General features: G+C 62.6%; 21 protein-coding genes. 13 read left to right on the top strand and 8 right to left on the bottom strand.

Going from position 1 to position 26092, the window contains the following annotated elements:
- Positions 1-55: 55 nt before the first annotated feature.
- Genes HMPREF2527_RS06100 through HMPREF2527_RS06085 form a run of 4 tightly spaced genes read right to left on the bottom strand, consistent with a single transcriptional unit; the run spans position 56 to position 7173 of the window.
- Complete coding sequence (locus tag HMPREF2527_RS06100; RefSeq protein ID WP_070507126.1) at positions 56-1930, bottom strand: ABC transporter ATP-binding protein; 1875 nt, start codon at positions 1928-1930, stop codon at positions 56-58.
- Positions 1930-3969, bottom strand: coding sequence for an ABC transporter ATP-binding protein (locus HMPREF2527_RS06095; protein WP_070507124.1), 2040 nt, complete (start codon positions 3967-3969; stop codon positions 1930-1932). The genes HMPREF2527_RS06100 and HMPREF2527_RS06095 overlap by 1 nt, the downstream gene beginning before the upstream one ends.
- The gene (locus tag HMPREF2527_RS06090; protein WP_070507122.1) at positions 3969-4988 is read right to left on the bottom strand and encodes a metallophosphoesterase; all 1020 of its coding nucleotides are present in this window, start codon (positions 4986-4988) and stop codon (positions 3969-3971) included. The genes HMPREF2527_RS06095 and HMPREF2527_RS06090 overlap by 1 nt, the downstream gene beginning before the upstream one ends.
- A gap of 40 nt (positions 4989-5028) precedes the next feature.
- Positions 5029-7173, bottom strand: coding sequence for a transglycosylase domain-containing protein (locus HMPREF2527_RS06085; RefSeq protein ID WP_070507120.1), 2145 nt, complete (start codon positions 7171-7173; stop codon positions 5029-5031).
- A 166-nt stretch (positions 7174-7339) separates the two neighbouring features.
- Here HMPREF2527_RS06085 and HMPREF2527_RS06080 point away from each other — a divergent pair, with 166 nt between their 5' ends.
- From HMPREF2527_RS06080 to HMPREF2527_RS06070, 3 genes are all read left to right on the top strand, one after another.
- Positions 7340-7543, top strand: a complete 204-nt coding sequence (locus HMPREF2527_RS06080) for a DUF4177 domain-containing protein (RefSeq protein WP_005504647.1) — start codon at positions 7340-7342, stop codon at positions 7541-7543.
- A 185-nt stretch (positions 7544-7728) separates the two neighbouring features.
- On the top strand, positions 7729-8211 hold the full coding sequence (locus HMPREF2527_RS06075) for a RidA family protein (protein WP_049363379.1): 483 nt from the start codon (positions 7729-7731) through the stop codon (positions 8209-8211).
- Complete coding sequence (locus HMPREF2527_RS06070; RefSeq protein WP_070507118.1) at positions 8204-9373, top strand: NUDIX hydrolase; 1170 nt, start codon at positions 8204-8206, stop codon at positions 9371-9373. Before HMPREF2527_RS06075 ends, HMPREF2527_RS06070 begins: the two co-directional genes overlap by 8 nt.
- A gap of 159 nt (positions 9374-9532) precedes the next feature.
- Here HMPREF2527_RS06070 and HMPREF2527_RS06065 read toward each other — a convergent pair whose 3' ends face one another.
- Positions 9533-10210 (bottom strand): Crp/Fnr family transcriptional regulator, encoded by a 678-nt coding sequence (locus HMPREF2527_RS06065; protein ID WP_012902921.1) that lies wholly within the window; start codon positions 10208-10210, stop codon positions 9533-9535.
- Between the two features lie 487 nt (positions 10211-10697).
- On the opposite strand from HMPREF2527_RS06065, the gene HMPREF2527_RS06060 reads away from it, so the two are divergent.
- On the top strand, positions 10698-11876 hold the full coding sequence (locus HMPREF2527_RS06060) for a MarP family serine protease (protein WP_070507116.1): 1179 nt from the start codon (positions 10698-10700) through the stop codon (positions 11874-11876).
- Between the two features lie 129 nt (positions 11877-12005).
- Here the strand turns inward: HMPREF2527_RS06060 and aroQ are convergent, their stop codons facing one another.
- Entirely contained in the window at positions 12006-12446 is a 441-nt protein-coding gene (gene aroQ / locus HMPREF2527_RS06055) for a type II 3-dehydroquinate dehydratase (RefSeq protein ID WP_044150130.1), read from the bottom strand.
- Positions 12447-12595: 149 nt separating this feature from the next.
- Between aroQ and nth the strand changes: the two genes are divergently transcribed.
- Both nth and HMPREF2527_RS06045 read left to right on the top strand, forming a co-directional pair.
- Positions 12596-13522: an endonuclease III gene (nth, locus tag HMPREF2527_RS06050; protein ID WP_070507526.1), complete on the top strand. Its 927-nt coding sequence runs from the start codon at positions 12596-12598 to the stop codon at positions 13520-13522.
- Between the two features lie 50 nt (positions 13523-13572).
- The gene (locus tag HMPREF2527_RS06045) at positions 13573-14352 is read left to right on the top strand and encodes an NUDIX hydrolase (protein ID WP_070507114.1); all 780 of its coding nucleotides are present in this window, start codon (positions 13573-13575) and stop codon (positions 14350-14352) included.
- A 138-nt stretch (positions 14353-14490) separates the two neighbouring features.
- Here HMPREF2527_RS06045 and HMPREF2527_RS06040 read toward each other — a convergent pair whose 3' ends face one another.
- Entirely contained in the window at positions 14491-16488 is a 1998-nt protein-coding gene (locus tag HMPREF2527_RS06040; RefSeq protein WP_070507112.1) for a bifunctional 3'-5' exonuclease/DNA polymerase, read from the bottom strand.
- A 220-nt stretch (positions 16489-16708) separates the two neighbouring features.
- Here HMPREF2527_RS06040 and HMPREF2527_RS06035 point away from each other — a divergent pair, with 220 nt between their 5' ends.
- The 5 genes from HMPREF2527_RS06035 to HMPREF2527_RS06015 all read left to right on the top strand — a co-directional run bounded on the left by HMPREF2527_RS06035 (position 16709) and on the right by HMPREF2527_RS06015 (position 21641).
- Positions 16709-18307 (top strand): TadA family conjugal transfer-associated ATPase, encoded by a 1599-nt coding sequence (locus HMPREF2527_RS06035; RefSeq protein ID WP_070507110.1) that lies wholly within the window; start codon positions 16709-16711, stop codon positions 18305-18307.
- Positions 18308-18347: 40 nt separating this feature from the next.
- A complete protein-coding gene (locus HMPREF2527_RS06030; RefSeq protein WP_070507108.1) occupies positions 18348-19616 on the top strand; it encodes a type II secretion system F family protein in 1269 nt (422 codons plus the stop codon).
- A gap of 143 nt (positions 19617-19759) precedes the next feature.
- Positions 19760-20449, top strand: coding sequence for a DUF4244 domain-containing protein (locus tag HMPREF2527_RS06025; protein WP_070507106.1), 690 nt, complete (start codon positions 19760-19762; stop codon positions 20447-20449).
- Positions 20450-20545: 96 nt separating this feature from the next.
- Complete coding sequence (locus HMPREF2527_RS06020; protein ID WP_070507104.1) at positions 20546-21049, top strand: TadE family type IV pilus minor pilin; 504 nt, start codon at positions 20546-20548, stop codon at positions 21047-21049.
- 7 nt (positions 21050-21056) lie between these two features.
- A complete protein-coding gene (locus HMPREF2527_RS06015) occupies positions 21057-21641 on the top strand; it encodes an Rv3654c family TadE-like protein (protein WP_049351923.1) in 585 nt (194 codons plus the stop codon).
- A 76-nt stretch (positions 21642-21717) separates the two neighbouring features.
- On the opposite strand, the gene HMPREF2527_RS06010 is transcribed toward HMPREF2527_RS06015, so the two are convergent.
- On the bottom strand, positions 21718-24507 hold the full coding sequence (locus HMPREF2527_RS06010; protein ID WP_070507101.1) for a DEAD/DEAH box helicase: 2790 nt from the start codon (positions 24505-24507) through the stop codon (positions 21718-21720).
- Between the two features lie 176 nt (positions 24508-24683).
- Between HMPREF2527_RS06010 and HMPREF2527_RS06005 the strand changes: the two genes are divergently transcribed.
- Both HMPREF2527_RS06005 and HMPREF2527_RS06000 read left to right on the top strand, forming a co-directional pair.
- A complete protein-coding gene (locus HMPREF2527_RS06005) occupies positions 24684-25595 on the top strand; it encodes an oxygen-dependent tRNA uridine(34) hydroxylase TrhO (protein ID WP_070507099.1) in 912 nt (303 codons plus the stop codon).
- Entirely contained in the window at positions 25595-26092 is a 498-nt protein-coding gene (locus HMPREF2527_RS06000) for a GyrI-like domain-containing protein (RefSeq protein WP_070507097.1), read from the top strand. Before HMPREF2527_RS06005 ends, HMPREF2527_RS06000 begins: the two co-directional genes overlap by 1 nt.

Below are 26092 nucleotides of genomic sequence, written 5' to 3'. Positions count from 1 at the left end.
ATTCAGAACGCAACACAGCGGCACTCCACCGCTCAGGGAGAGGCAAATAAAGTTCCTAGGCTTCAGCCTCCTGAACCTGATTCAGCTCATCCCAGGAGGCGTACATCGCCGCAAAACGACCGCCGGAGGCAATCAGCTGCTGCGGGGAGCCATCCTCCACCACAGAACCCTCATGAATCACCAGCACACGATCAGCGCCCAGAACCGTCGAGAGGCGATGCGCAATCACCAGCGCCGTACGCCCCGCCAAAATAGTTCGCAGCGCCGCCTGCACCGCACGCTCACTCGGAATGTCCAGCGAAGCCGTCGCCTCATCCAGAATTAGCACCCGCGGATTCGCCAAGAACACACGAGCAAAGGACACCAGCTGACGCTGACCCGCCGACAGGGTAATACCGCCACGGCCCAGCTGTGACTCGTAGCCGTCACGCAGACGCTCAATGAACGCGTCAGCACCCACCGCCTTCGCGGCAGCCTTCACCTGCTCATCGGACGCCTGTGGGTTACCCATGCGGATATTCTCCAGAATCGACGCGGAGAACAGGAACACCTCCTGGGTCAGCATGAGCACCTCACGGCGCAGCTGAGCATCTGCCAGCTGGCGAACATCCACGCCGTCAATACGCACCTGACCGGCTGAAACATCGTAGAAACGAGCCACCAGCTTAGCGATCGTCGACTTACCGGCACCCGTAGCACCCACCAGCGCCACGGTCGTACCCGGCTCAATGCGCAGGCTCGTCTCCTTCAGCGCGTGACGATCCGAGGTGTACCCAAAGACCGCCGAATCCAGCTCCACCAGAGCGCCCTGAACCGTGCCGGACGCGCCCTCAGTAACGCCAGTAGCAGATTCAGCTACAGACTCTACAGCCCGCTCATGCGGATGCTCCGGCTCAGCAACCTCCGGCTCCTCACCCAAGAAGGACGAAAGCTTCTCCAGCGCGGACATTGCCGACTGGAACATGTTGTAGAACTCAGAGAGCTGCATGACCGGCTCAAACACACGGTTCGCGTAAATCACCAGCGCCAGCAGGGTACCGATCTGCATGGTGCCGCCCAGCACCGCATAACCACCCAGCACCAGCGCACCGGCAATAAACACATTGCCCAAAAGCATCAGCACGGGCGAGTAGACGCCGAAAATCTTAATGGAATCCATCACCGCAAGGCGGTAACGCTCCGACGCCTGAGCGTACTCAGAACGCATCTGCGCCTCCGCACCAAACGCCTTCACCGCGCGGATACCCGTAAAAGTCTCCACAAAACGGCTCGTCAAATGCGCAGACTCGGTACGCATCGTACGGAAAACCGGCACCGCAGCCTTCTGGAACCAGCGCGTCAAGAAGTAAATCGGCACGCCCATGACCAGCATGAACAGACCAATACGCCAATCCAGAAGGAAAATAGCGACCGCAGAAATCACCATGGACAGCAAGGTAATCGCCAACTGGCTGATGCCGCTGTCCAAGAAGCTGCGGACCGTATCAATATCGCTGGTCAAACGCGAAATGACCTTGCCCGAGGTGTACCGCTCATGGAACGACACACTCAGCGACTGCGCGTGACGGAACACCCGCTTACGCAGATACACCACCACGCCCAGCGACACGCGCACCGTGTACGCCACATTGGCCCACGAAAAAATCGCGGTCACCGCGGTAGCCGCCACAAAAAACGCCAGCAGAGTCAGCAGGGGAGATACGTCACCCTGCCTGAGCGGTTCAATGGAACTATCCAAAACGCGGGCAATCAGAATCGGCGCAATCGCCGAGGAGCCCGATACCAAAAGCACCGAAATAATCGACAGCGCCAACGCTCCACGGTGCGGGCGCAACATCTGGCGCAGCAGAGCCATCGAGCGTTCACGAGTCTCCGCACGCTCCTGCGGGCTCAACTCCTCCCGCCGCTCCGCTGGACGATGATGGGCCATTAGCCTTCCTCCATCGTCATCAGCTGGCGGTACTGCTCCGAAGAGTCCATCAGCTCAGCGTGAGTACCCTCAGCGACCACGGCACCATCAACCATCAGCAGCACGCGGTCAGCCAGAGCCACCGTGGAGGGGCGGTGCGCCGTCAGCAGGGTAGTGGCACCGCCCAGGCCCTCCAGACCCTCACGCAGGCCGGTGATAATACGCTCCTCGGTGTTCACATCCAGCGCCGAGAACGGGTCATCCAGCAGCAGAACGGAGGGACGCTTCGCCAGGGCGCGCGCCAGGGACAGGCGCTGACGCTGGCCACCTGAAAGGCTCAGACCCTCCTCACCGATAATCGTGTCCAGCCCCTGCGGCAGCTCCGCCACGAAATCGCAGGCAGCCAGCTGCAACGCGGTGTTCAGGGTCGCCTCCAGCTCTTCCTGGCTCGGGTAGTCCTCATCCTCGGTGCCGCGCTCGTACTGCTCGGCAACGCCCATCAGCACATTCTCACGGACCGTGCCGGAGAAGAGCACCGCCTCCTCAAAGACGAACGCGGTCTGGGCGCGCACCTCCTCAATAGACATGTCGGCGGTATCACGGGTGCCGAAACGCAGGGAACCGGAGGTCGGCTCGTAGAAACGCGGAACCAGCGAGAGCGCGGTGGACTTGCCGCTACCGGTTGCGCCCACCAGCGCCAGAATCTCGCCAGGGAAGACCTTGAAGTTTACGTCCTTCAGCACGGAAACCTCGGGTGCCTTCGTCTCAGAAGCAACTTCAGAATTCGCCTCAGTGGTAGCCTCCGCCGGCGCCTTGATAGCGTCGTAGCTGAACTGAACGTGATCGAAAGTGACAGATACTGCGCCACCGCTGGGGTACTGCATAGTTTCCTTCCCGGAGCCGCCTTCGGCAGACACTCCAGTTACTGTTGACGAATCAGAAGCACCCTGCGGATGCTCGGGCGCAGACATAGCCGCGGAGCCACGAACCAGCGGCACGGCCTCAAATCCGGGCTCGTCCATAACCTCGTTGTGGCGTTCCATCGCCACCTTATAGCTCAAATAGGCAGACATCAGCGCGGTTGAGCGCGTCACGTGGCTGAGCACGGTCGTCTGCACCGCAAAGTAGGCGGTCATCGCGCCCAGACTCAAGGTGCCCGCCGCAACCTGCGAAGCGCCCACAGCCAGCGCCACCGCCGTGGAGACACCCACAATCAGGCCCTGGTACAGGGCGACACGAGCCACCAGCATCGATCTGCTGTACTCGCGCACCTGCAGGGCATCCACCGACTCGGAATATTCCTGAATCTGCTCGGGGGAGCGGCCCAGCGCCTTAATCACGCGGATGCCGCGCACCGACTCCTCAATACGGGTGGACAGATCGCCCGTCATCTGCTGAATCTCATGCGAGGCGCGGTAGTACTTGCGGGTGAAGTTCACCAGTGACAGCACCAGAATAGGCACGGTCACCACGAACACTAGCGCGAGCGACGGCGAAGAACGCAGCATGAAGAAGCCACCGACCAGGAACATCACCGCAACAGTCAGCATCTGAACAATACCGAAAGACAACCAACGGCGAATCGTCCCCAAATCGCTCATGGAGCGGGTCAGCAACTGACCGGAGGGCCAACGGTCCAACAGAGAAAGCGGGGCACTGAGCAGGCGGTCAAAGAAGTTCATGCGCATGGACAGCTCAATTGTGGAGGTCGGGTCCACAATCAGCCAGCGCCTCCAATACATGAAGGAGGCGTGCGCAATACCCAGCAGAAGCACCAGGCCGCCGGCAATCCAGATGGCGCTCTCGGTGGTGCTCTGCGAGAGATGATCCACAATAATCTGCAACATCTGCGGGATGGAAATCTCAAGGGCACCGGCACCGAACGCCACGAGCAGGCCCACGCCCCAGCGCACACGAATCGGACGCGCATACGCGGCGAGGGTGCGCGGGGCACGCTGACCGTGCGCGTAGTCGATCGGGTCGGGGGTCGGTTCGCTCGCCGTCTCCAGGAAAGGATTACGGCGGCGCTTAGTCGTGCGCGCTGTAGAAACCTCAGACATTAGAGACGACCACCCGCCGAGGTAGCGGAGGCGCCCTGCTCCTTATCACGAGCCGTGAGGGTCACCAGGATTGCCTCCGGTGGGCAGAACAGACGCACCGGCGCAAAACGAGAGGTACCCAAACCGGCAGAAACCTGAACCGGAATACCGGACTGCTCACTGACACCCTTCGCACGCGAAGGCGGCAAATCGCAATTGCTGACCAGGGCATGACCGCCGGGCAGACAGACCTGACCGCCGTGCGTATGACCGGCAAAAATGGCCTGCGCACCGTCCTGCACGAAGCGGTGCAGGGTACGCATATAAGGGGCGTGCGCCACGCCGATACGGACGCTCGGCTCCTGCCCCTCATCGAAGGCACCGGGAGCGAATCCGGGGTGCTCATCGTAACGCAGGTGCGGGTCATCCACACCGGAGAACTCCAGGCGCAGACCCTTGAGGTTCAGCGTATCGTAGCGATTGATTAGACCCGTCCAGCCGCGCGACTCGAAGGCGTCGTGCATCCGCTCAATGGGCAGGGCTACACGCGAGCCTTCCTCAATCATCTGCGGGGTGCGCGGCTGCCACAGGTAACGCGCCGGGTTCTTGAACACTGGCGCGAAATAGCAATTCGAGCCGGGCACAAACACGCCGGGGAAGTCCATGAGCGGGTCGAGCGCCTCCAGCAGTGGGCCCATACCGTCCACGTGGGAGAGGTTATCACCCGTGTTCATCACCAAATCCGGCTCCAGGGCAGCCAGCGAGTGCATGAAGTCAATCTTCTTCTGCTGACCCGGAATCATGTGCATATCCGAAATATGCAGAATCCTAAAGTCAGGGCTACCGGCGGGCAACACCGGCAGGGACTCGGTGCGGAGCTGAAAATTATTCAGCTCAATAAAGTGCCCATACGCCGCCGTGGCGGCCCCCAAGGCTGCAGTGGCGGCTACCGCCCCCGCTACCTTCTTCAGGAGCGGGGAGGAGCCGCGTGCGCCGGGGACCGCCACGGGGACGCGGGCGTTGACTGCGTTTTCACACATTATCAACCGCCTTTCAGGCTTCAGCTGATGAGCTGTGATTCTAGCTGTACGACAGAATCTTATCGCTGGGGGTGGTGAAGTCCTTCGTGTTGTACTTCGGTGCGATCGTCTTCATGAACGACTGCCACTGTGCACCCGCATAGGTTGCACCATCGACGTACTCGAGGACTCGACCGTTAATACCCACACCGTTCAGGGAGCGGAAGCCGAGGTTGTTAGAACCAACCCAAGACGCGGTGGACAGGCCACGAGTGTAGCCAACCTGCCAGGTCTGGGAGGAGTTATCGTTCGTACCGGTCTTCGCAGCCGAACCGTTCGGCAGACCAATACCGCGCTGAGAAGCGGAACCGCCAGGCTGGATAACGCCCTTCAGAACCCAGCTGACACCGTTCGCGATGTCCGGATCCAGGACCTGCTCGCACTGGTTCTGGTATTCCTTCATGGTTTCACCGTTGGTCTTGGTGATCTTCTCGATGGGGCGCGGGGTGCAGTACTTACCCTCGGAAGCGAAGATAGCGTACATGGATGCGCTGGTCAGCGGGGAGATACCGTACTTGGTACCACCAATGTTGGTACCCAGGTCGGGGATGCTGTGTAGCGGTTCGCCGGTACCGTCCAGGGCGTGCATCTTGATGGACAGGTCGTGCACATCGCACAGGTCAATCTGGGAGAGCATGCCGTACAGGTACGAGTTCAACGACTGGCGAATACCGTACGCAGCGGTACCGTAGGTCAGACCGCCGTTGACTGCGTTCTTGTAGGACCAGCCGTTCGGCTGACCGGTGTAGTAGTACTTACCGCCGTCGTAGCACTTGGCGTTCCAACCGAAGCTGGTGGGCCAGAACAGCTGGGTACCGTTCACGGTAGCGTTAGCGCCGCGGCCGCTGATGAGCCACTGTGCCAGAATAATCGGTTTGAACGTCGAACCGGGCTGGAAGCCGCGGGTACCACCGTAGGCGCTATCAACGTTGTAGTTGTACTCGGTCTTGGAGTGGTCGTTTGCGTCTGCGGGGCTACCGAGCTCGGTGTTCTGTGCCATCGCGATGACGCGGCCGGTGCCGGGCTCAACACTGGTCAGCGCGGAGTTCACGTCGTTCCAGTTGGTTGCTGCCGGCTGGGTGGAGTCCACAGCCTGCTTTGCCGCGGTCTGAGCCTCGGGGTTCAGGGTGGTGATCACCTTCAGGCCGCCACGCTTGATGGCGGTGTTACGCAGCTCAGCGGTTGCGCCGAGGGACTCATCCTGCAGCAGGTAGTTGACCACATAACGGCAGAAGAACGCCTTGTCGCCTGCCAGGGAGCAACCCTGGGACTTGGTGTGGACGTTGAGCTTAATGTCGCTGGCGATGGCGTCGCTGTATTCCTTGTCGGAAATCTTGCCGTCGCGGAGCATGGTGCCCAGAACGATGTCGCGGCGTTCACGGGCGAGTTCGGGGTTCACGGTCGGGTCGTACACGTTCGGTGCCTGCACCAGACCGGCAAGAAGGGCGGACTGTGCCACGTTCAGGTCCTTAGCGGAAATACCCCAGTAGTACTGTGCAGCAGCCTCAACACCGTAGTTCGAACCACCAAGGTTCACGATGTTCAGGTAGCCTTCAAGGATTTCGTCCTTGGACTTGTTCTGCTCCATAGAAATCGCAAGCTTCATCTCGCGAATCTTTGCGGCGTAGGTCTTGTTACCGTTCAGGGTCGCGGTAGCGTCCTCACCGCGAGCCACAGCGGAGTCAACAATGAGGTTGTTGACGTACTGCTGGGTCAGGGTGGAAGCACCCTGGCGGCGACCGCTGTTGGAGTTAATGATGTTGTTCAGGAACGCACGACCAATACCGATAGCGGAGACCGCACCGTGGTTGTAGAAGTCACGGTCCTCCACTGAGACGATAGCGTCCTTCATGTGCTGAGAAATCTGATCCAGCTTGACCGGTTCACGGTTCTCTTCAAAGAAGGTTGCGATTTCGGTCTTGCCGTCAGCAGCGTAAATAGTAGAAGGACGGGAGGAGATGCCATCGGCAATGTCGTCAGGAAGGTCCTGGAACCATGACATCGACGCGTTCGCGACCATACCGGCACTCACTGCCGGGGGTACGACAATAATTGCCGCGAGGAAACCGGCAATCACGCTGAACGCGAGGAACTGCAAAAAATCTCCCGGGCGGCGACGCGCACGGGTTTTCTTAGATGAAGCCATTCATTCAGTTTATCCCATGAAGCTGTGAGAGGAAGTCCGGTTCGGCACCCCACAGGGAGGTGGGCGCCTCAGCCCTGAGAATAAAGCCCCCAAAAGCGCCGGACATTGACCGAAACCATAGTAAATCCCTTTTACTTATTCGACCCTGAAAGCTAGTCTAGAGGGTATGAAGAAATGGGAATACGCAACTGTACCGCTGATGATCCACACGACCAAGGCAATCCTCGACAACTGGGGTGAAGACGGCTGGGAGCTCGTAACTGTTCTCCCCGGCGCATCCGCACCTGCTGGCGCAACCCCCGCGTCGAACATGGTCGCTCCGACTCAGGGCAACCCCATCGCCTACTTTAAGCGCGAGAAGGCTGACTAAGAGCAGCGTACCCGGCGGTCACCTCGCTATCCCGGCCCTCCTATAACTAGGGGAGCGCGGGAATAGATGAGGAAGACCGCCGGTTAGCCATTTAACAGCTGCCTGAATATCAGTAGCGTTTAGATTTACGGCATTTCCCCTATCACCGTTTGGGTGCCAGCACCCGCCATCCTTCTGGAGTAATCATGACTGAATCCCGTATTGAAGCACGTATCCGCGAACTCGGTTACGAACTGCCCGTAGCACCCGCCCCCGTTGCAGCCTACGTTCCGGCTGTTACGTCCGGCTCCTACGTGTACACCTCCGGTCAGCTGCCCTTCGTTGAGGGTGCTCTGCCCGAAACCGGTAAGGTTTCCGACTCCGGCGCTGAAGGCTTCGTGACCCCCGAGGATGCGAAGAAGTACGCGGGTATCAGCCTGCTCAACGCCCTGGCAGCGGTCAAGTCCGTCATTGGCGACCTGGACCGCGTGCAGCGCGTCGTGAAGGTTGTCGGCTTCGTGGCATCCGAGGTGAACTTCACCGCTCAGCCCGCCGTCATTAACGGCGCATCCGAACTGCTCGGCGAAATCTTCGGTGAGGCAGGCCAGCACGCCCGCTCCGCCGTCGGCGTTCCCGTTCTTCCCCTGGACTCGCCCGTAGAGGTCGAGATCATTGTTGAATATGTCTAATCTGTACACCGGCGCACTGCCGCTGTCTGCTATTCGTGCTGCCCAGGCTCAGCGGGCAGCACAAAGTGGCGCCCAAAAGACGGTGAACGGTATAGACGGTCACGGATCCGGCGAATCACAGGATATCAAGACTCTGCCCCTGCCGGTGCAGGAACGCCGCTTCGGCACCCCCACCCCGGCTGAAGGCGTGGAACGCCCCCGCATGTTTACCGGCCGCCAGTCAGGTCCGCGCACCGCAGCCATTCAGCGTCTCTACACGATTCCCGAGTTCATGCGCACCGCCGCCGAAAGCTGGTGTGAAGGCGGTAACGAAGGTGCGACCGGCTGCACGATGCGCCAGGCGGCATCCGTCATTTTTGTGCGCGACGGCGACAACGGCCTCGAAACGATTCTGACCTACCGCCCCGGCACCTCTCCGCTGGGCGTGGTGGCTTTCCCCGGCGGCACGGCTCTTCCCGGTGATGATGAGTCCGCCTCCTGGGTGGGTCCCGGCGCCGACTACTGGCAGGACCAATTCCACTTCTCCGATATTGCGCAGGCACGCCGTAGCGTCATGGCTACCGTGCGTGAATGCTTTGAAGAGACCGGCATTCTGCTTGCCGGCGAGGACGAACAGGACGTCGTGGAGCGCTCCAGCACCCCTGAGTTCATGGCGTGGCGTGAAGCAGTTGCCGAGCAGGACAAGAGCTTCTCTGACTTCTTGACCTCCAGCGGTTTGAGCGTGCGCGCTGACCTGCTACGCCCGGTCGCGCGTTGGCAGTCCCCGGACTTCTTCCTCAAGCGCTACGATATCGCCTACTTCACCGCGGCGTTGCCCGTGGGCCAGGACCCGAAGCTACTGCTCGGCAAGGGTGTGTGGGGTGACTGGCTGAACGTGCGTGAACTGCTCGAAGCCAAGGACACCAGCGAACTGGGTGACCGCATCGGCCAGCCTAACACGGTGGGCCGTACCCTCGACCAGCTCATCACCCCCGGCGTGATGAGCTTGCTCGAATCTTTGGCGAAGGCACAGACTTCCGTGGCATGGCTGTCCAAACGCCGCAATATTGAGGTGAAGAAGCCCGTGCTCGTGATCCACAATGGCGCGTGCATGCTCTCCTTCACCGAGGTGGTTCCGGCAACCACCGGTAGCGTGTACACCGGCGTAGCGGGTGTGCACTAACAGGCGTGCTCTAACGAGCTGCCGCAATGCTCGCCCGTACGATGAAGCGTTAAAGAAATCAGGAGCCGTTTCCCCATGCAGAGGGAAACGGCTCCTGATTTCTTTAAGCCGCGTGTCTTTCAGCGAGGGCGACCTAGAATACCCTAACTCAAAGAGGCTTTAGCGGGAACGCTGGCGCAGGCGGGGCAGGTCCAGAATGACAACTGCGCGTGCCTCCAGGCGGATCCAGCCGCGGGAAACGAACTCGGCAAGAGCCTTGTTCACGGTCTCGCGGGATGCACCAACCAGCTGTGCCAGCTCTTCCTGAGTCAGTTCGTGAGCAACGAGCACGCCGTCGGTCGCGGGGCGGCCGAAGCGGTCAGCCAGGTCCAGCAGTGCCTTAGCGAGGCGGCCGGGAACGTCGGAGAAGACCAGGTCAGCCAGTGCCTCGTTAGCGTGGCGCAGGCGGCGAGCCAGAGTCTTAATAACCTGATCGGAGATAGTGGGATCGAGCTGCTGTGCACGCTTGAAGGACTCGTGCTTGATGGCAGCCAGGCGAGTCTCAGAGACAGCCACGGCGTTGGTCGAACGGGGCGAAGGATCGAAGAGAGCCATCTCGCCGAAGACGTCACCGGGACCCATGATTGCGACCATGTTCTCGCGGCCGTCAGCGGCGGTGCGACCCAGCTTGACCTTACCGGAGAGCACCGCGAAGAGCTGGTCGTCCTGGTCGCCCTCGTAGAAGAGGACAGCGTTGCGGGAGAGGTCAATCTCCTGAATGTCATCGGTCAGCAGAGCGAATGCTGCGTCGTCGAGGTTAGCAAAGAGAGGGGTACGACGGAGGATCTCGAGATCCATAAAGTTCTCCTAGATATGAGGTGATGAGCCGAAACTCGTAAATGTTCAGTGAGTGAGCCCGAACCGGTGTCATGCGTCTCAACATCTGAAATGTGAGAAGGCTCAAGCTAGTGTGACATATTCAACTGATATGAGCGTACCCTAAAAAAGCGCTTTATGCATTCCGATACAGCGAGCTTTACAACAAAAGTTATTTCTTTCGAGTAAATTCAAAGCTTCCCCACAGGTTCACCACCTAATATCAGGCATTCAGGTGTGTACTTTTATCGGTACCAAGCACGCTGACGCCCTCATGACAAGGAGGCTCCCGCCTCCACACGCGGTACGATGCGACGAGGCAGAAACCCGGCCCCGAAACCTTCGGGTACACAAGCCCGCCGCACCCACCACCGGGTGTCAACGCGCCACCACACTCACCGGGCACAGCCCGCACCAACCACAATGGGCACACCGTGACCACTTCTACCCACCAAGGAGGCAATTAGTCATGACGACTGGCATCAACCTGCTTGATATTGCTATCCCCATCATCCTGCTGCTCTACTTCCTCGCCGGAGTCCGCAGCGGATTCTTCACCACCCTCGGAACCTTCCTCGGCCTGGGCCTGGGCGTCTGCGCCGCAGCCTGGCTCGTGCCTCTCGCCGTGGCATCCGTGGGATCCCAGTGGAGCCTCATTACCGCCGTCGGCGTGCTCATCATCTGCCTGACCATCGGACAGTGGCTCGGCCTCGTTGCCGGACGCACCATCCGCCGCGTCACCGATATCACCCCGCTCAAGGGCATTGAACGCTTCTTCGGCGGCGTGCTGAACCTCGCCGCCTGCGCCCTGGTCATGGTCGTACTGACCATCTCCATGCGCACCGTACCCATCCCGCAGCTCAACACTGCGCTCAGCGACTCCAAGACCCTCTCCTGGATGGTCGCCTCCACCCCCGAGGTCGTCAAGGACCGCATCAACACGGTACGCAATGACGTGCTCGCCTTCGGAACCATTCCGGAAGTCAGCCAACTCATCGCCCCCGAAACCAGCGCCCCCACCCAGACCGTAGAATCTGCGGCACTGGACCGGGCGGCAGCCTCCGTGGTTGAGATTCTGGGCGCTGCCGAGCAGTGCGGCTACACTTCCACCGGCTCCGGCTTCGTAGCGGATAACGGCCTGGTCGTCACCAACGCCCACGTGGTCGCCGGCGTAACCTCCCCGGTCGTGCAGGACTCCCGCGGCCGCACCTGGCCCGGCACCGTCGTCTACATGGACAGCGAACAGGACATCGCCTTCATTAGCGTTCCCAAGCTGCCGCTCGCACCGCTGAACATCGGCACCAACGCCACCGCAGGTAGCCTCGTGACCTTCATGGGCTACCCCAAGGGCGGCCCGTTCAAGGCACTACCCGCCACCGTGCAGGGCATCGGCAACACCCAGACCATCGACGCCGACACCGGCCGCGCCAACGCTATGCGCCAGGTCTACCAGCTGGCAGCCGACGTGCAGCACGGCAACTCCGGTGGCCCCGTCCTCGACGAAAACGGCAACGTGGTCGGCATGATTTTTGGTAAAGCCACCAGCGGCCAGACCGGCTACGCCGTCACCGCAAGCACCCTCAAGCAGGCACTGGCTGAAGGCGGCGACAACACCGCCGCAGTCTCCACCGGCACCTGCCGCAAGTAACTAGCCGCTAGATAGCGATAAAAGTTCAGGCTCCCGAACCTCTAGCGAGGAACGGGAGCCTGAACTATTTAACGAAAGGAGGCGGCGCGCTGTTATTCAACCAAGCGCTGCGCGAGATGCTGTGCTGGGTTATTCGGCAAGATGCTGAGCGAGGAAATCAACCGCCATGACATAGCCGTACGCACCCGCACCGGCAATCACCGCAGTAGCCTGCGGTGATACAAACGAATGATGGCGGAACTCCTCGCGGCGATGCACATTCGACAGGTGCACCTCAACCACCGGAAGCTCAGCCGCCTCCAGCGCATCGTGCAGCGCTACTGAAGTGTGCGTGTACGCCGCCGGGTTGATAATAATCGCCGCGCCACGAGTGCGAGCACGCTGAATCTCATCCACCAGCGCCCCCTCATGATTCGACTGCATAAACTCAACATCAAAACCATGATCCGCCGCGCGTTCACGCACCATACGCTCAATATCGTGCAGAGTGGTGTAGCCGTACACCTCGGGGCGGCGCTGCCCAAGCAGGTTCAAATTCGGTCCATTAAGCACAAAAATCGTATCTGACATAAAACCAGTGTGGCACAGTAGGCGCCCGCCAAGCGCTAGTCGGCGCGAACTGCCCAAAAAAAGATGAGACACAGAAAATGATGGGCGAGCGAGCCAAGTACGGTGAACCTCGCTACCGCCCACATACCCAAGCCCGGTACCCTCGCGCTATGACCGAGAACGCCACCCAGCCCACAGCAGACGCACAGAACACCGCAGCACGCAACGCTGCGGCACAGAACACCGAATCGCTCCTGCAGATCCGATTCGTTCCCGAATTCAAAGCCGCAGCCGCCGCCCGCCGCCTCAACGCACGCGCACCCGAAAGCCACCTCGCCACCGTGCGCCGCGCCCGCAAAATCAACCGCATCCTCGGCGAAACCTACCCCTACGCCGTCGCAGAACTCGACTTCGACAACCCCTTCGAGCTGCTCATCGCCACCGTGCTCTCGGCACAAACCACCGACGTGCGCGTCAACTCCGTCACCGGTGCTCTCTTCGCACGCTACCCGGACGCTGCCGCGCTCGCCTCCGCACGCACCGAAGAGGTCGAACCCTATATTCAGTCCCTCGGCTTCTACCGCGCCAAGGCACGCTCCATCATCACCCTCTCCCAGCAGCTTGTAGAACGCCACAACGGGCAGGTTCCCTCAACCCTCGAAGAGCTCGTAGAACTCGCCGGAGTCGGCCGCAAAACCGCGAACGTCGTCCTCGGAAACGCCTTCGACGTGCCCGGACTGACCGTAGACACCCACTTCGGCCGCCTCGCCCGCCGCATGGGGTTCACCACCGCAGACGCCCCCGAAAGGGTCGAAAAAGACGTCGCCGAACTCATCGACCGCAAAGACTGGACGCTCTTCTCACACCGCATGGTCTACCACGGCCGCCGCATCTGCCACGCCAAAAAGCCCGCCTGCGGTGTATGCCCCGTTGCCGACCTCTGCCCGTCCTATGGAGCCGGGGAGACGAACGAACAAGCAGCACGTAAACTCATGAAATACGAAATGGCACCCGGTCGAGAAGACCTGCACCTGCGATTCCTGCAGGGCGCAACCCGCCGCGAACTCATGGCAGAAGGCTACTCGCTCAGCGCCTAACGGCGACTGAACCAAACCGGAATGCAGCCGCACAGAAGAGAGGTACACAGATGAGCGCACCCGAGGTACAACCCGAACAGGCGGGGCAGGAGGCACAGCACCCCGCCCAGCAGGCACTGGCGGCTCTCGCAGAGGGCGGCGTGGAATTCGACGTCCAAGCCCTGCTAAGCAGCGCACCCGCCAGCCCGTTGAACAAAGAAGCCGCCGTGCTGATTCTCTTCGGCGTGCTCGACAACTCGCCCTCCACCGGCGAATTTGAAGGCTGCCCCGAGAACGTCAGCGCCGACCTGGATGTACTGCTCCTCGTGCGTGCCGCAACCCTGCGCTCACACGCCGGTCAGCCCGCCTTCCCCGGCGGCAAAATCGACCCTGAAGACTACGCGCACGCCGAAACCACCGGCGAACCCGTCGCCCACATCGCTGCCCTGCGCGAGGCGGTCGAAGAAACCGGGCTCGACCCCGCCGGCGTGCAGATCCTCGGCCAGCTACACACCCTGCCGCTACCCATCAGCAACTTCATGGTCACCCCCGTCATCGGCTGGTGGAACAGCCCCGTGCCTGTCGAAGTCGTCGACCACAACGAGTCCGCGCTCATCGCCCGCGTGCCCGTGCGCGACCTGCTCAACCCCGCCAACCGGCACACCGCCTACGTCAAACGCGGCCGCACCTCACACCGCACCCCCGCCTTCGAGGTGCGCATGCCCGGCGGCGAAGAATTCACCGTCTGGGGATTCACCGCGATTCTGCTGGACCGGATCTTCGACTCGCTCGGCTGGACCGTGCCCTGGGACCAGAAAAAGATGCGCCCGGCACCCGGCTACGAGGAGTAAAGCTCATCGCAGAATAAGCGCCTGACCAGCGGATATAGGGTGCAGATAGGGGCGGCAGGTAGCTTGAATGAAGCTACCCGCCGCCCCTATTTTTTGTTGCACGGTGCCGCTTATGCGCGGCTGATTATTTACCGCTGATTACTTACCGTCTGCGTAGTTGCGCACCCGCGCCACCGACACCGGAAAATCAACCGGCACCCGACCGAACAGCAGACGCGCCGCCTCCGCAGCGCCCTCACGCACAATACGCTCCACGCGATCCGCCTCCAGCTCGGGGCCGCACAGCAGAAGCTCATCGTGCAAAAAATACACAATGCGGGTGCGCATCGGCATACCAAAAATCCGCTCCGACAACAGACGAGAACGCACCGCGCCCATCCAGCACAGAGCCCACTCAGCCGCCGTACCCTGCACAATAAAATTGCGGGTCATACGCCCGTGCGCACGCGCAGTCGACACCGCACGCGACTCAGCCGCCGGCGAAGACCGATCAGCCACAATCTCACGGAAACGCTCATCCACCGGCGGGGACGTACGACCCAAAAAAGTCGTCACCTGACCGCCCGCCTCACCAATACGAGCCGCACGCTCCGTAAACTCCATCGCCTGCGGAAAAAGCGCCGCCACATGCGGCAACAGGGCACCAATCTCACCGCTGCGACCGCCATACATAATCGCCAGCATGCCCACCTTCGCGTGGGAACGCTCCGTCAAACCCACACCCTTCAGGCGCGCCAACTCGGCAATACCCGCATACAGGTCAGCGCCACGACCCGCCGAAGCGAGCGCCTCATCACGGCTCAACGCCGCCAGAATACGCGGCTCAATCTGCGATCCATCCGTCACCGTCAGCACCTGACCCTCCGGGGCCTGCACCGCCTGACGAATCTCCGCAGGCAGCTGCAACGCACCACCGCCGGAAGCGCCCCAGCGCCCGGTCGCGGCGCCACCCACCTCAAGATGCGGGCGGAACGCCCCCTCAGAAACCCAGGTATCAGCCCACGTCCAGCCGTTAGCAGTCCAAATACGGTACAGCTTCTTATAGCGCAGAATCGGGTCAATCAGCGCCCAACGCTTCTCCCGCTGAGCCGGAATCGCATCCGCCCAACTCTTCAACTCCCACGAACGCGTAGACTTCACCGAAACCCCCGCAGACTGCAGAGCACGCAAAAGATCCTGCGGCGAATCCGGATTCAACGACGGCATAAACAGCATGCGCTGAATCTGCTCCGCCAACTCCTGCATCTTCTGCGGACGCTCCCCAGGCACCGGGCGCGGACCCAACAACTCGCACAGATGCCCATGATGCGCCTGCACATTAAACGGGATGCCGTAATAGCCAATCTCAGCCGCAACCAACGCACCGGCAGACTCAGCCGCCGCCAAAAGACGCAGCCGTTCCGGGTGCCTCGACGCACCGATAGCGCGCGCCTGCGCCAGCCACTCACGCATCAGCACACGCACTACCGGATGCTCCGGAAGCAGGGTCACCGGGCCCGCCGCCAACTGCGGGGCAAAAGGCTCATGAGGCGCCGCTTCAAGGAAATCGGGGGAGGAATCTGCGGGGGACTGGGTGGCGTTGGTAGCGGGCGCACTCAAAAAATCGGCGCCGAACAGCTCCTCCTGACCCTGAATCTGCCGCGCCACCGGCAGATACCCCTGAGGCTCCACCGCCTCACGCACATCAGAAAGATCCAACACCGGGCTGTACTCCACAAAACCGCTCGGATGCGTAGCGGCAGTCACCAAAATTCGCTGCACCAGACGCAAATCATGGCACAGATGCACCCGCACCCCGCGGCGCAGAAGCAACGGGTCAACGTGGCGGGTATCAGCCCAAATCCAGCGGGGGAAACGCGCCTGCGCCGAATCTGCCGCCTGCCGCTCTACCTCTCGCACATACGCCGGAAGATTCGCCGCACTCACCCGATCCGCGCGCGTAATCCGCGGAATAAAGGTCGGGTCCTGCAACTGCTCAGCGGTTGGCGCCGAAAAATGAAAAGCACCCCACGAGGTCACCGGCTGAGCACCGCGCGGGGACGCACCCGCGGCAATAGCCGAGGTGACCGGGTGTGCGGGGGTGCCGGTCTGGGCGGTAATACCCGCGCCGGTGGCAGGACTGAGCAGAACGTACATTCTTCCATTATCGAGGATGTGTCGGTAGAACGGGTGGTGCGTGGTTATCACCAGAATGTACGAGTGGTTTGTCATAAAAGCGCCGGATGCGTGCGTTTTGTTCGTTTGAGGTGCGTGCATCGTGGATATTTCGGGGTGCGCGAGGAGTTATCCACAGAACGCTCATTCTCATAAAAATTCGGGGCGGGCGCAATGCTCTCCTAGAGCCATGAACCCCGTCATGAATCCCTCCAGCAATCCCGCCGGGCACCCTGCCAACAATCCCGGTAGCCCCAACGGTTGCTCGCCGCGTGCCGCACAGGGCGTGAATCAGCCGGGCGCACAGAATACGGGCGTCCAGAACACCCGCACGCACTCGCTACCCGCCCTGCTCATTCCCGAAGACTATCGCGCCCGCGCCGTCGCCCTGCACGCCCGCGAGCTGATTCTGCGCTCGCCGCAGATGAGCGCTATCGCCCTGGGTGGTTTTAGTGGCGGGTTCAGTGCCGGGTTCTGTGGCGGACCCAGTAACGGATTCAGCGCCGGGGCCGAGCGGGCAGGGGAGCGGCCGCCCACAGAGGGCGTGGTTGCCGCGGGCAGTGCAAACGCTGCGAGTGCCGCGGGCGGTGGGCTACTCCAAGAATCCCAGCCCCTCCGCGAGATTCTCGAAAACGCCGTGGATGAGGCAATCTGCACCATTGACGGCGGACACCTGGGGAACGCGAGCGCAGAAGGAACGGGCGCAGACGGAACTAATGTGACGAAGCCCCGAAAATTTCGCGCCAAAACGGTGCAACCCGCGCCCGCCTCCTGGAGCTACCCCAGCGTGGAATACGTGCCCGTCAACCGGCAGACCGCGCTGCGCTACCTCGCCGCGGAACTCTACGGCCTCGGCGCCCTCGACCTGCTCCTTGACGAGGGACAACGCGCCGGAACCATCACCGATATCTACGTGAACTCGCCCTGCGATATCTGGGTGGGCATCAACGGAACCACCCGCCCCGTGGCGCTGAGCCTCGGCAACGAGCGGCGCGTGCGCGACCTCGCCGAGCGGCTCATCCGCAGGCACGGCGGGCAGCTGGACGCCGCGCATCCGGCGGCTGACATCAGCGACGAGCACGGCAGGCGCATCCACGCGATTATCCCGCCGCTGAGCGAACGCACCCGACTCTCCGTGCGCCTACCCGCCCGCGAGCGCCCCACCCTGGCGCAGTTACAGGCCGCCGGGCTGTGCGATGAGGCGACTGCCGCCTACCTGCGCCGCATGATTGCCGAGCGCCGCGGGTTCCTCATTAGTGGGGGCACCGGCACCGGCAAAACCACCCTACTCAACGCACTGCTGGGGCTGTGCACGCCGCAGGAGCGCCTCATTCTGCTCGAAGACACCCCGGAACTCGCGCCGCAGCATGAACAGGTTATTGCCCTCAAAACCCGTGCCGCCAACTCCGAAGGCGCCGGTGAAATCGGGTTGGGTGAGCTGATTGTGCAGGCGCTGCGCATGGGCCCGGATCGGCTCGTGGTCGGCGAGTGTCGCGGTGCGGAGGTGGTGCACCTGCTGACCGCCATGAATACCGGTCACCGCGGAGCTGGAACGACCCTGCACGCCAATAGTGCGCAGGCGGTGCCCCTGCGTCTGTGCGCCCTGGGTGCGCTCGCCGGGCTGGATAGTAGAACGGTCGCTCTACATACGGCGACGGCTTTTGAATGCATTATCCACCTGGAACACCGGGACGGACACCGCCGTATCGAGGGTATCTACAGCCTGCACCCCGCAGTTGAGGGGAGCGAAGAGTATCTGCAGGTCAGGCGTATTTCTGTGGGCTCCGAAGTTGGGTACTAGCCCCCGTAAAGGGGAAACGGAAAACGTGAAAGGAGGAACCATGAAAAGGGAAGAAACGAGTCGAGGAAGCCTTCGCGAACGCTGGGCTGAGCACCTCGCCGGACCCGCCAGCGCCGAGGAAATGCGCATGTGGCCGCTCATGCTACGCACCCTTGCCCTGAACCTGCGCGCCGGTATTCCCCTGCAGGAGGCGGTGCACGCCGACCCTGGCACCGGGCAGTTTGCACAGTTCGGGCAAAACGAACCGGTGCCGGATGCGGGGAAAATGCACGCGAAGAAAATAACAGCCCGGAAAAGCGCTGGGAAAAGCGCCCAAGCTCGACGGGCACGAGGCTTCTCGCCCCTCTCCGAAGAGTACGGGCAGAAGCGGTGCGCCGAAGATATTCGCCGCTTCACGCAGGCGCTCGCCACGGTCACCTCCTGGGGTGCCCCCGCGCACATCGCCTGCTCGCAGCTACTCGAAAGTAACACCCGGATGCGCCCGCACAGCCGCGAGCGCTTGCACGACCTGCAGCTGAGCCTGCGCATGAGCGAGAGCGCCGGTGCGCCGCTCGCCACGAGCCTGGAACGCGCCGCCGAACACGCCGAAGAACGCATCGACGCGCTTCTGGGCAGGCAGAGCGCCCTTGCCGCACCGCGCGCCACCGGCAGGATCCTCTCCTGGCTACCGCTGCTCGGCCTGGGCCTGGGCGTGCTCATGGGAAGTGACCCCGTGAGCGTGCTGACCGGATCTATTCTCGGGGCGCTCACCGGTTTGCTCGGGCTGGGGCTCGCCTTCGCCGGGCGCCGCTGGACCGCTGCGCTCGTGCATCGGGCGGAGGTGGAGAGCCTGCGGACGGCGAATGCAGAATCTGAGACGGAAAAGCCTGCCTCTCCAACAGATGCCGCGCCCGTTGATACCGCCCTCGTGCTGGAACTACTCGCCGCGCAACTACGCGCCGGGCTCGCACCGCTCGCCGCCCTAGGTGCCCTTGCCGAGGCGCTCAACAGCCGACCGCTACACGCGGTCTGCCAGCGCCTGCAAATGGGCAGCAGCTGGGGGAGTGCCTGGTCGGGCTCCGCTGCGGGAACCTTCGGTGAGCTGCGGGATGCACTCGCCCCCGCTTACACGGGCGGCGCACCCAGCACTGCACTGCTGCTCTCCCTTGCCGATGCGCACCGCCTCAGCGAACGCCGCGCGGCAGAACGCGCCGCCGGAAAGCTCTCCGTAGCGCTCGTGGTACCCCTCGGGCTGTGCTCGCTACCCGCCTTTATTTGTCTGGGTATTGTGCCCATCCTCATTTCGCTACTACCCACGCTGACCGGCTAAAGAACCATGTCCATAAGCGCTGTCGATTAGCCGAAATGCTGAAAAGTTTAGACCTTCGCTTTTAGACCTTTGCTCATCTGCCGTGAACGCGGATGAGTACCCACCCCGCCCCGAATGAACGGGGCACAACGAAAGGAAAACCAATGACGAACACCCTCTGCGAAGCAATCCGCCACGACCTGCACACTGCCGATGTTCCGGTCGGCACTCCGGTCAACGCCCCGGCCGGTGCTCCGGGTGGCATTCCGAGCGAAATTCAGCCCGCCGCACCCGGCGCAGAGGCGCAGACCATTCTGGGCCCCGTGCCGCTGTCCGTTGCCATCGCAACCACCATGAAGCAGTTGCGCGAAGAATGCCCCGAGCTTTTCGCCGATACTGGGCTCTTCAGCGATGCCGAGTTTTTCAATGATGCTGAACTTTCCGCCGGCGCTGAACAGAAGCATGCCGGCCCCAGGATTGACCCTAACGAAATGGAGATTGATATGAACACGAATCACCTGAACCCCGAGCAGGCATTGACCATTGCCCGCGCGCTCGCCGAGGGCTGCACCCTGGACGAATGTGGCCCCACCTGCCACAGCCTGGGTGAACACGTGCCCGGCTGCACCGAATATGTACCCGCTGAGGGGCACGAAAAGGCGCTCGAAGATTACGCCCCGGCGGGCGATCCGGAGGAGGGCGCCTCCACCGCGGAGTACGGCATTGTGATGCTCGCGGCGGTCGGTTTCGCGGGCCTGCTGGTGCTGATTCTCAAGTCGGATGAGGTGCGTTCCATGCTCCTGGATATTGTGCGTAACGCCCTGTCCATTGCGGGCAATACGGGACTGCTCTAGAGGCCTTAGTCTAGAGGTATTGGAAAACCCGCCGTAGGGTTTTGTCCCTAGATGCTAGGTTCTTTGGAAAATCAAGCCAGAAGGGAGGAATAAAGAATGAACGCTCATGTGAATTTGGGTGCTTTGTGGCGCGCCTACTCCGCGGGGAAAACCGGTGCGGAACCGGCACCCTCGACCCCGCACAAAAGCCCCGCAGAAGAGGGGGTGATTACCGCCGAATTTGCGGTTGCCCTACCCGCCGTGACGGTGGTGCTTGCCCTCTGCCTGGGCGCCGCCTCCACGGGGGTTGCGCAGCTCAAGGTGGAGGAGTCCGCGCGAACGGCCGCACGAGCCGCCGCCCGCGGAGATTCCGAGGCGCAGATTCGCTCCGCCGTCAGCCGCATCGACCCGGCGCAGAGCGTGCAGATTTCTGTTTCTCCTGATGATGTAGTCGTGACAGAGGCGGGGCGCGCCCGGGAAGTGCACGTGCGGGTGAGCCGCCCCGCCCCCGGTGTGATTGGTTCGGCAACCGGCTGGGTGCTGCGGGCGGACGCCCACGCCCGCGTTGAAGCCGGCGCTGAAAACGATGCTGAAAACGGTGCGGGTCATGAAGGTGAGTAGAGTCGCTATGGGTCCCACCCCGAAAACAGCCTCCGAGAATCAATACCCCGAAGCGGGTAGCGGCACCGTCCTTGCCCTCACCATTATTGCCGCGCTACTGGTGGTGACCGTGGTGATTGCCGGGCTCATTGGGGTGGTGTCCGCAAACCGCAGGGCTTCCGCGGCCGCCGATTTGAGTGCGCTCGCGGCGGCAGACGCCTACCGCGGGCTCACCGAGGGGGACCCGTGCGCGGTCGCGGCGGATCTTGCCGAACGCCACGGCGCGCACCTGGAATCCTGCACTTTTCCGGATCGCCCCGAAACGGTGGAGGTGACGGTCGCCGTCCCGGTCGCGGGGCCCATGGGTGCGCTGGGCCCGGCGAGGGTGCGTGCCCGCGCCGGGGCTGAGCATCTCGAAGAAGGGCGCCCCGAAGAAGAGCACGCGGCGGGCAACGTGGAGGAGCTGAGCCCCGATGAGGTAGCCGAGCTGGAGGAAGAGCTGGAAGCTGCGCAGGACTCAGCGCCCGAGCCTCCCGCACCAGAAAGCTCCGCAGAATCAGAGAATCCAGTTGAGCCAGAAAACCCGCCTGAGCCAGAAAGCCCAGCCGACTAGGCTATTTACGCTCATCGGGAGTTGTCATCCCAGCTTGCCCCGCGCTCCCAGCCCGCTCTACGCCTTCTGCAGTAACCTACGCCTCCGCCATGCTCTGCAGCATCGCCTGCAGTAGCGCCCGTGCGCCGTGTTTGCTGAGCGGCTCGTTGCGGTTGCCGCATTTGGGCGAGTGCACGCAGGAGGGGCAACCGTTTTCGCATCCGCAGCTTTCGATTGCTTCAAGGGTGGCGCTCAGCCACTGCGCAACCGCGTTGAAGCCGCGCTCGCTAATGCCCGCGCCGCCGGGTGCGGCGTCGTAGACGAAAATGGTGGGCCTGCCGGTGTCCACGTGAAGCAGCGTGGAGAGTCCACCCAAATCCCAGCGGTCGCTGGTGGCGATGAGCGGCAGCAGCCCGATGGCGGCGTGCTCGGCGGCGTGAAGGGTGCCGGGGCCGTCCTCTTCGGTCACGCCCGCACCGAACAGGTAGCTGGGCTCGAAGGTGAACCAGACCGCCTCGGTCATGAGCACTTCCGGCGGCATGGGTTGCGCCTCTTCGCCCAGGTATTCGCCGCCGTAGACGGAGAAGCGCCGGTACCCGGTGACCTGGTCGGTGACCTGAACCTGCCCGCGGTGCATGGTGAGCGGGGCGAGCTGCTGTTCTCCAGAAGCACTCTCGACGGGAGCAGCCTCGCCGGGAGCAGCCTCGCCGGGAGCCGCTTCCCCAACAGCGTTATGCGCACCGTAACTAACCCGCGCACGCTCTGCCAGAATACGAACCTCCGTGCTCTCAACGGCACGCGTGTAGTAGTCCGGGTAGACGCGGCTGAGCAGGATCACGCGCTCGCCCTCGCTGAGGGACTCGACCACATACTGCGCGTTCTGGTGAATGTAGATCGCGCCCGGGTGCCCCTGGCTCATGGCGTGCGCGGCGTCCATGGTGCCAACCAGGGTGCCGTCTTCGGCGTCGATGAGCTGGTAGGGGCCGCCACCGGTGCCGCGGATATCGACCAGGTCGGCGGCTGATTCGGCGTGCGTCCAGTACCAGCCGTCCGGGCGGCGACGCAGGTACCCCTGCTGCACCAGCCGATCCAGCAGAGCGGCGGTATGCGGCCCGAACAGGCTCAGCTCTTCGGCACGGAGGGGTGCCTCCTGCGCGGCGGCACACAGCTGCGGTGAGAGCACATACGGGTTCGTTGGGTCGAAAACGGTCGCCTCAACCTCCTGCCCGAAAATCGCCTCCGGGTGGTGCACCAGGTAGGTATCGAGCGGGTTGTCATCGGCAATGAGCACGGCGAGCGCGTCCTGACCGCTTCGACCCGCGCGGCCCACGCGCTGCATGAAGGAGGCGCGGGTACCCGGCCAGCCCGCCACGAGTACGGCGTCCAGTCCGGAGATATCGATGCCCAGCTCCAGCGCGGAGGTGCTCGCCAAGCCGAGCAGTTCGCCATTGCGGAGTTTGCGTTCGAGTTCGCGGCGCTCTTCGGGGGTGTACCCGGCGCGGTATGCGGCGACGCGGTGGGCGAGGCCCGCCTCCACCTCGTCGAGGTAGCGTTGGGTCTTCTGTGAGAGGATTTCTACGCTGCGGCGCGAACCGGCGAAAACCAGGGAGCGGGTGCGGGAAAGCACCAGGTCGGTGAGCATTTGCGCGCCCTGCTCCACGGGGGAGACGCGGCGCGGCGCCTCCTGCTCAGCCTTCGACTGGACCGCCTGCTGCTGGGTGCTACGGGCGCCCTTGGCGAGCTGATCGTGCGCCTTGGGCGGCATGAATTCGGGCTCCCAGAGTGCGACGGTGGTTTCACCGCGTGCGGAGGTGGACTCGGTAATGGCGGTGACCGCCTGCTGCGGCACGCCGATGAGCTTGGAGAAAGACTCGACCGGGTTGGAACTGGTCGCGGAAGCGCCGTAGAACACGGGCACGGTGCGGTAGAGCGCGCAGACGCGGCGCAGGCGGCGCAGCAGGTTGGCGATGTGCGCGCCGAAAACGCCGCGGTAGCTGTGCGCCTCGTCGAGCACCACGTAGCGTAGCCCGCGCAGGAAGGATGCCCACTGTCGGTGGTTGCTCAGAATCGAGTAGTTGAGCATGTCCGGGGTGGTGAGGATGAAGTTGGCGTGTTCGCGAATCCAGCGGCGTTCGCCGGTGGGGGTGTCGCCGTCGTAGCTTGCCGCGTGGAGCCCTGGCAGGTTGTAGGAGGTGAGGGCGGTGAGCTGGTTGGCGGAGAGTGCCTTCGCCGGTGAAATGTAGAGAACGTTCGCTCTATTATTGAGGTTTTCAGCCCCAGAATACGCGGAAGTTGAGCTCGCCGGCTCGCCGCAGGATGCGCGATAAATAGCGTCCAGGGTGGGCATCAGGTAGCTCAGGGTCTTGCCCGAGGCGGTACCCGTCGCCACAATCACGTGCCCGCCGCTGCCTGCACTCTTCGCGTCTTCGGTGCGCGTTGCTGCCGATGCTTCGATACGCTCAGCTTCGATGCGCCCCGCCTGCCAGCCGTAGCGCGCCGCGCTCGCCGCCAGCGCCGCATCAAGGCCCGCATGGGCGGCGTTCGCCGCCTGCACCTGGTGGGCGTAGGGCTCGGCAATACCGAGCGATTCAAAAGCCTCCACCACACGCGGATGCAACCACTGCGGCCACGGCGCGTAGCTCGCCTCCCTGGCGGCAATGGTGTGAATATGGGTCACCTGCTCGGGCAGGATTCCGGTACGTTCCGCCTCCGGCAGCAGGGATGCCAGCACCTGCTGTGCGCTCGTGGGCAGCTCGCGGTAACGGAGCGTTTTTGGGTGCGCCGTAGGCAGCCCCTGCTCGGGCTGGTGTGTGGGTTGCTGCTCGGAGTGCTGTTTAGGGTGCTGGTTGGCGTTCTGCGAAGGGGTGCTGTGCGGCATGGGTTCCATTGTAGAGCGGCGGGCGAAAACCCGACCTGCCGCCGGTCATGTGCCGTCCTGAATCTGTGCCCCGTGCCTGTCTGAACCCCGCCTCGGCACCGCTTCTGCGCCGCCAACCCCGTAGTCAGCGCGCACATATCAAAAAATTTGCATGCTTTAGACGTATATGACGATAAAATAGTTTCGTGGCTCAAAATAAGATTATTCTGTATTACCAGTTCGCCCCCATCGCCGACCCGCAGGCGGTCATGCTCTGGCAGCGTGCCCTCTGCGAGAAGCTCGGCCTGCGCGGGCGCATCCTGATTTCCAAGCACGGCATTAACGGCACCCTCGGCGGCGAGATTAACGCGGTCAAGGCGTACACCAAGGAAACCCGCAAGTACCCCGGCTTCAAGAACATGGAGTTCAAGTGGTCCGAGGGTGGTGCGGAGGATTTCCCCCGCCTGTCCGTGAAGGCTCGCGACGAGATTGTGGCTTTCGGCGCTCCCGACGAGCTGCAGGTGGACGAGAACGGCGTCGTTGGCGGCGGCGTGCACCTGAAGCCCGAAGAGGTCAACAAGCTCGTTGAAGAGCGCGGCGACGAGGTGGTCTTCTTCGACGGCCGTAATGCCTTCGAAGCGAAGATCGGCAAGTTCAAGAACGCCATTGTCCCCGACGTGCGCACCACCCACGACTTCATCCGCGAGATTGAGTCCGGCAAGTACGACGACCTCAAGGACAAGCCGGTCGTCACCTACTGCACCGGCGGGATCCGCTGCGAGATTCTCTCCGCGCTCATGAAGAACCGCGGCTTCAAGGAAATCTACCAGATCGACGGCGGCATCGTGCGTTACGGCGAGAAGTACGGCGACAAGGAACTGTGGGAAGGCTCGCTCTACGTCTTCGACAAGCGCATGCACATGGAGTTCACCCCGGACACCGTCACCATCGGCAAGTGCGAACAGTGCGGCGCCCCCTCGAACAAGTTCGAGAACTGCTCCAACGATTCCTGCCGTGAGCTGGTTCTGCTCTGCCCCGAGTGCGCAGCTGATGATGCGAAGCGCCGCTGTGTGCCCGAGTGCTCGGTGGACCGCGAAGCCGCCGAGGTGAGGGCCTAATGGCCTCCGCCAAGGAGAACGCGGTTCAGATTTCAGAGCCCCGCGTTGAGGAACACCCGGCGATGGTCGTTGCCGGCGTTTCGCGGGTGTTTTCCCTGGATGAGGACTTCTCCCCGCTGTGGGATGAGCTGAATCAGAAGGCGTCCCCGGCGATGCTGGATGTTCTGAACGTGACCCAGTACCTGGGCGTGTGCACTCAGCCGAACCCGAAGGGTCAGGTCCGCTACACGGCGGGCTTCCTGGTGTCGGAGCCGGCGAGCGCGGTGAAGCTCGGCCTGGGCGTGCTGGAGCTGCCTGCGAGCACCTATGCGGTGGTTGAGGTGACCGGCCCGATTTCGGAGTCTATTCCGGCTGGCTTTGCGAGCTTTGAGGAGGCGTTCTTCGCGAAGAATCCGCAGTACCGCCCGGTGGGTGGTCTTGAGGTGTACGGTCGCGGCGATATGCAGGCGGCTGATTACCGTATGGAACTGTGGGTTCCGCTGGCGAAGCGTTCCTAG

It is taken from the genome of Rothia sp. HMSC071B01 (genome assembly GCF_001808945.1).
In the GTDB taxonomy this organism is placed as follows: Bacteria; Actinomycetota; Actinomycetes; order Actinomycetales; family Micrococcaceae; genus Rothia.
This window is presented reverse-complemented; position numbering and strand designations above follow the sequence as displayed.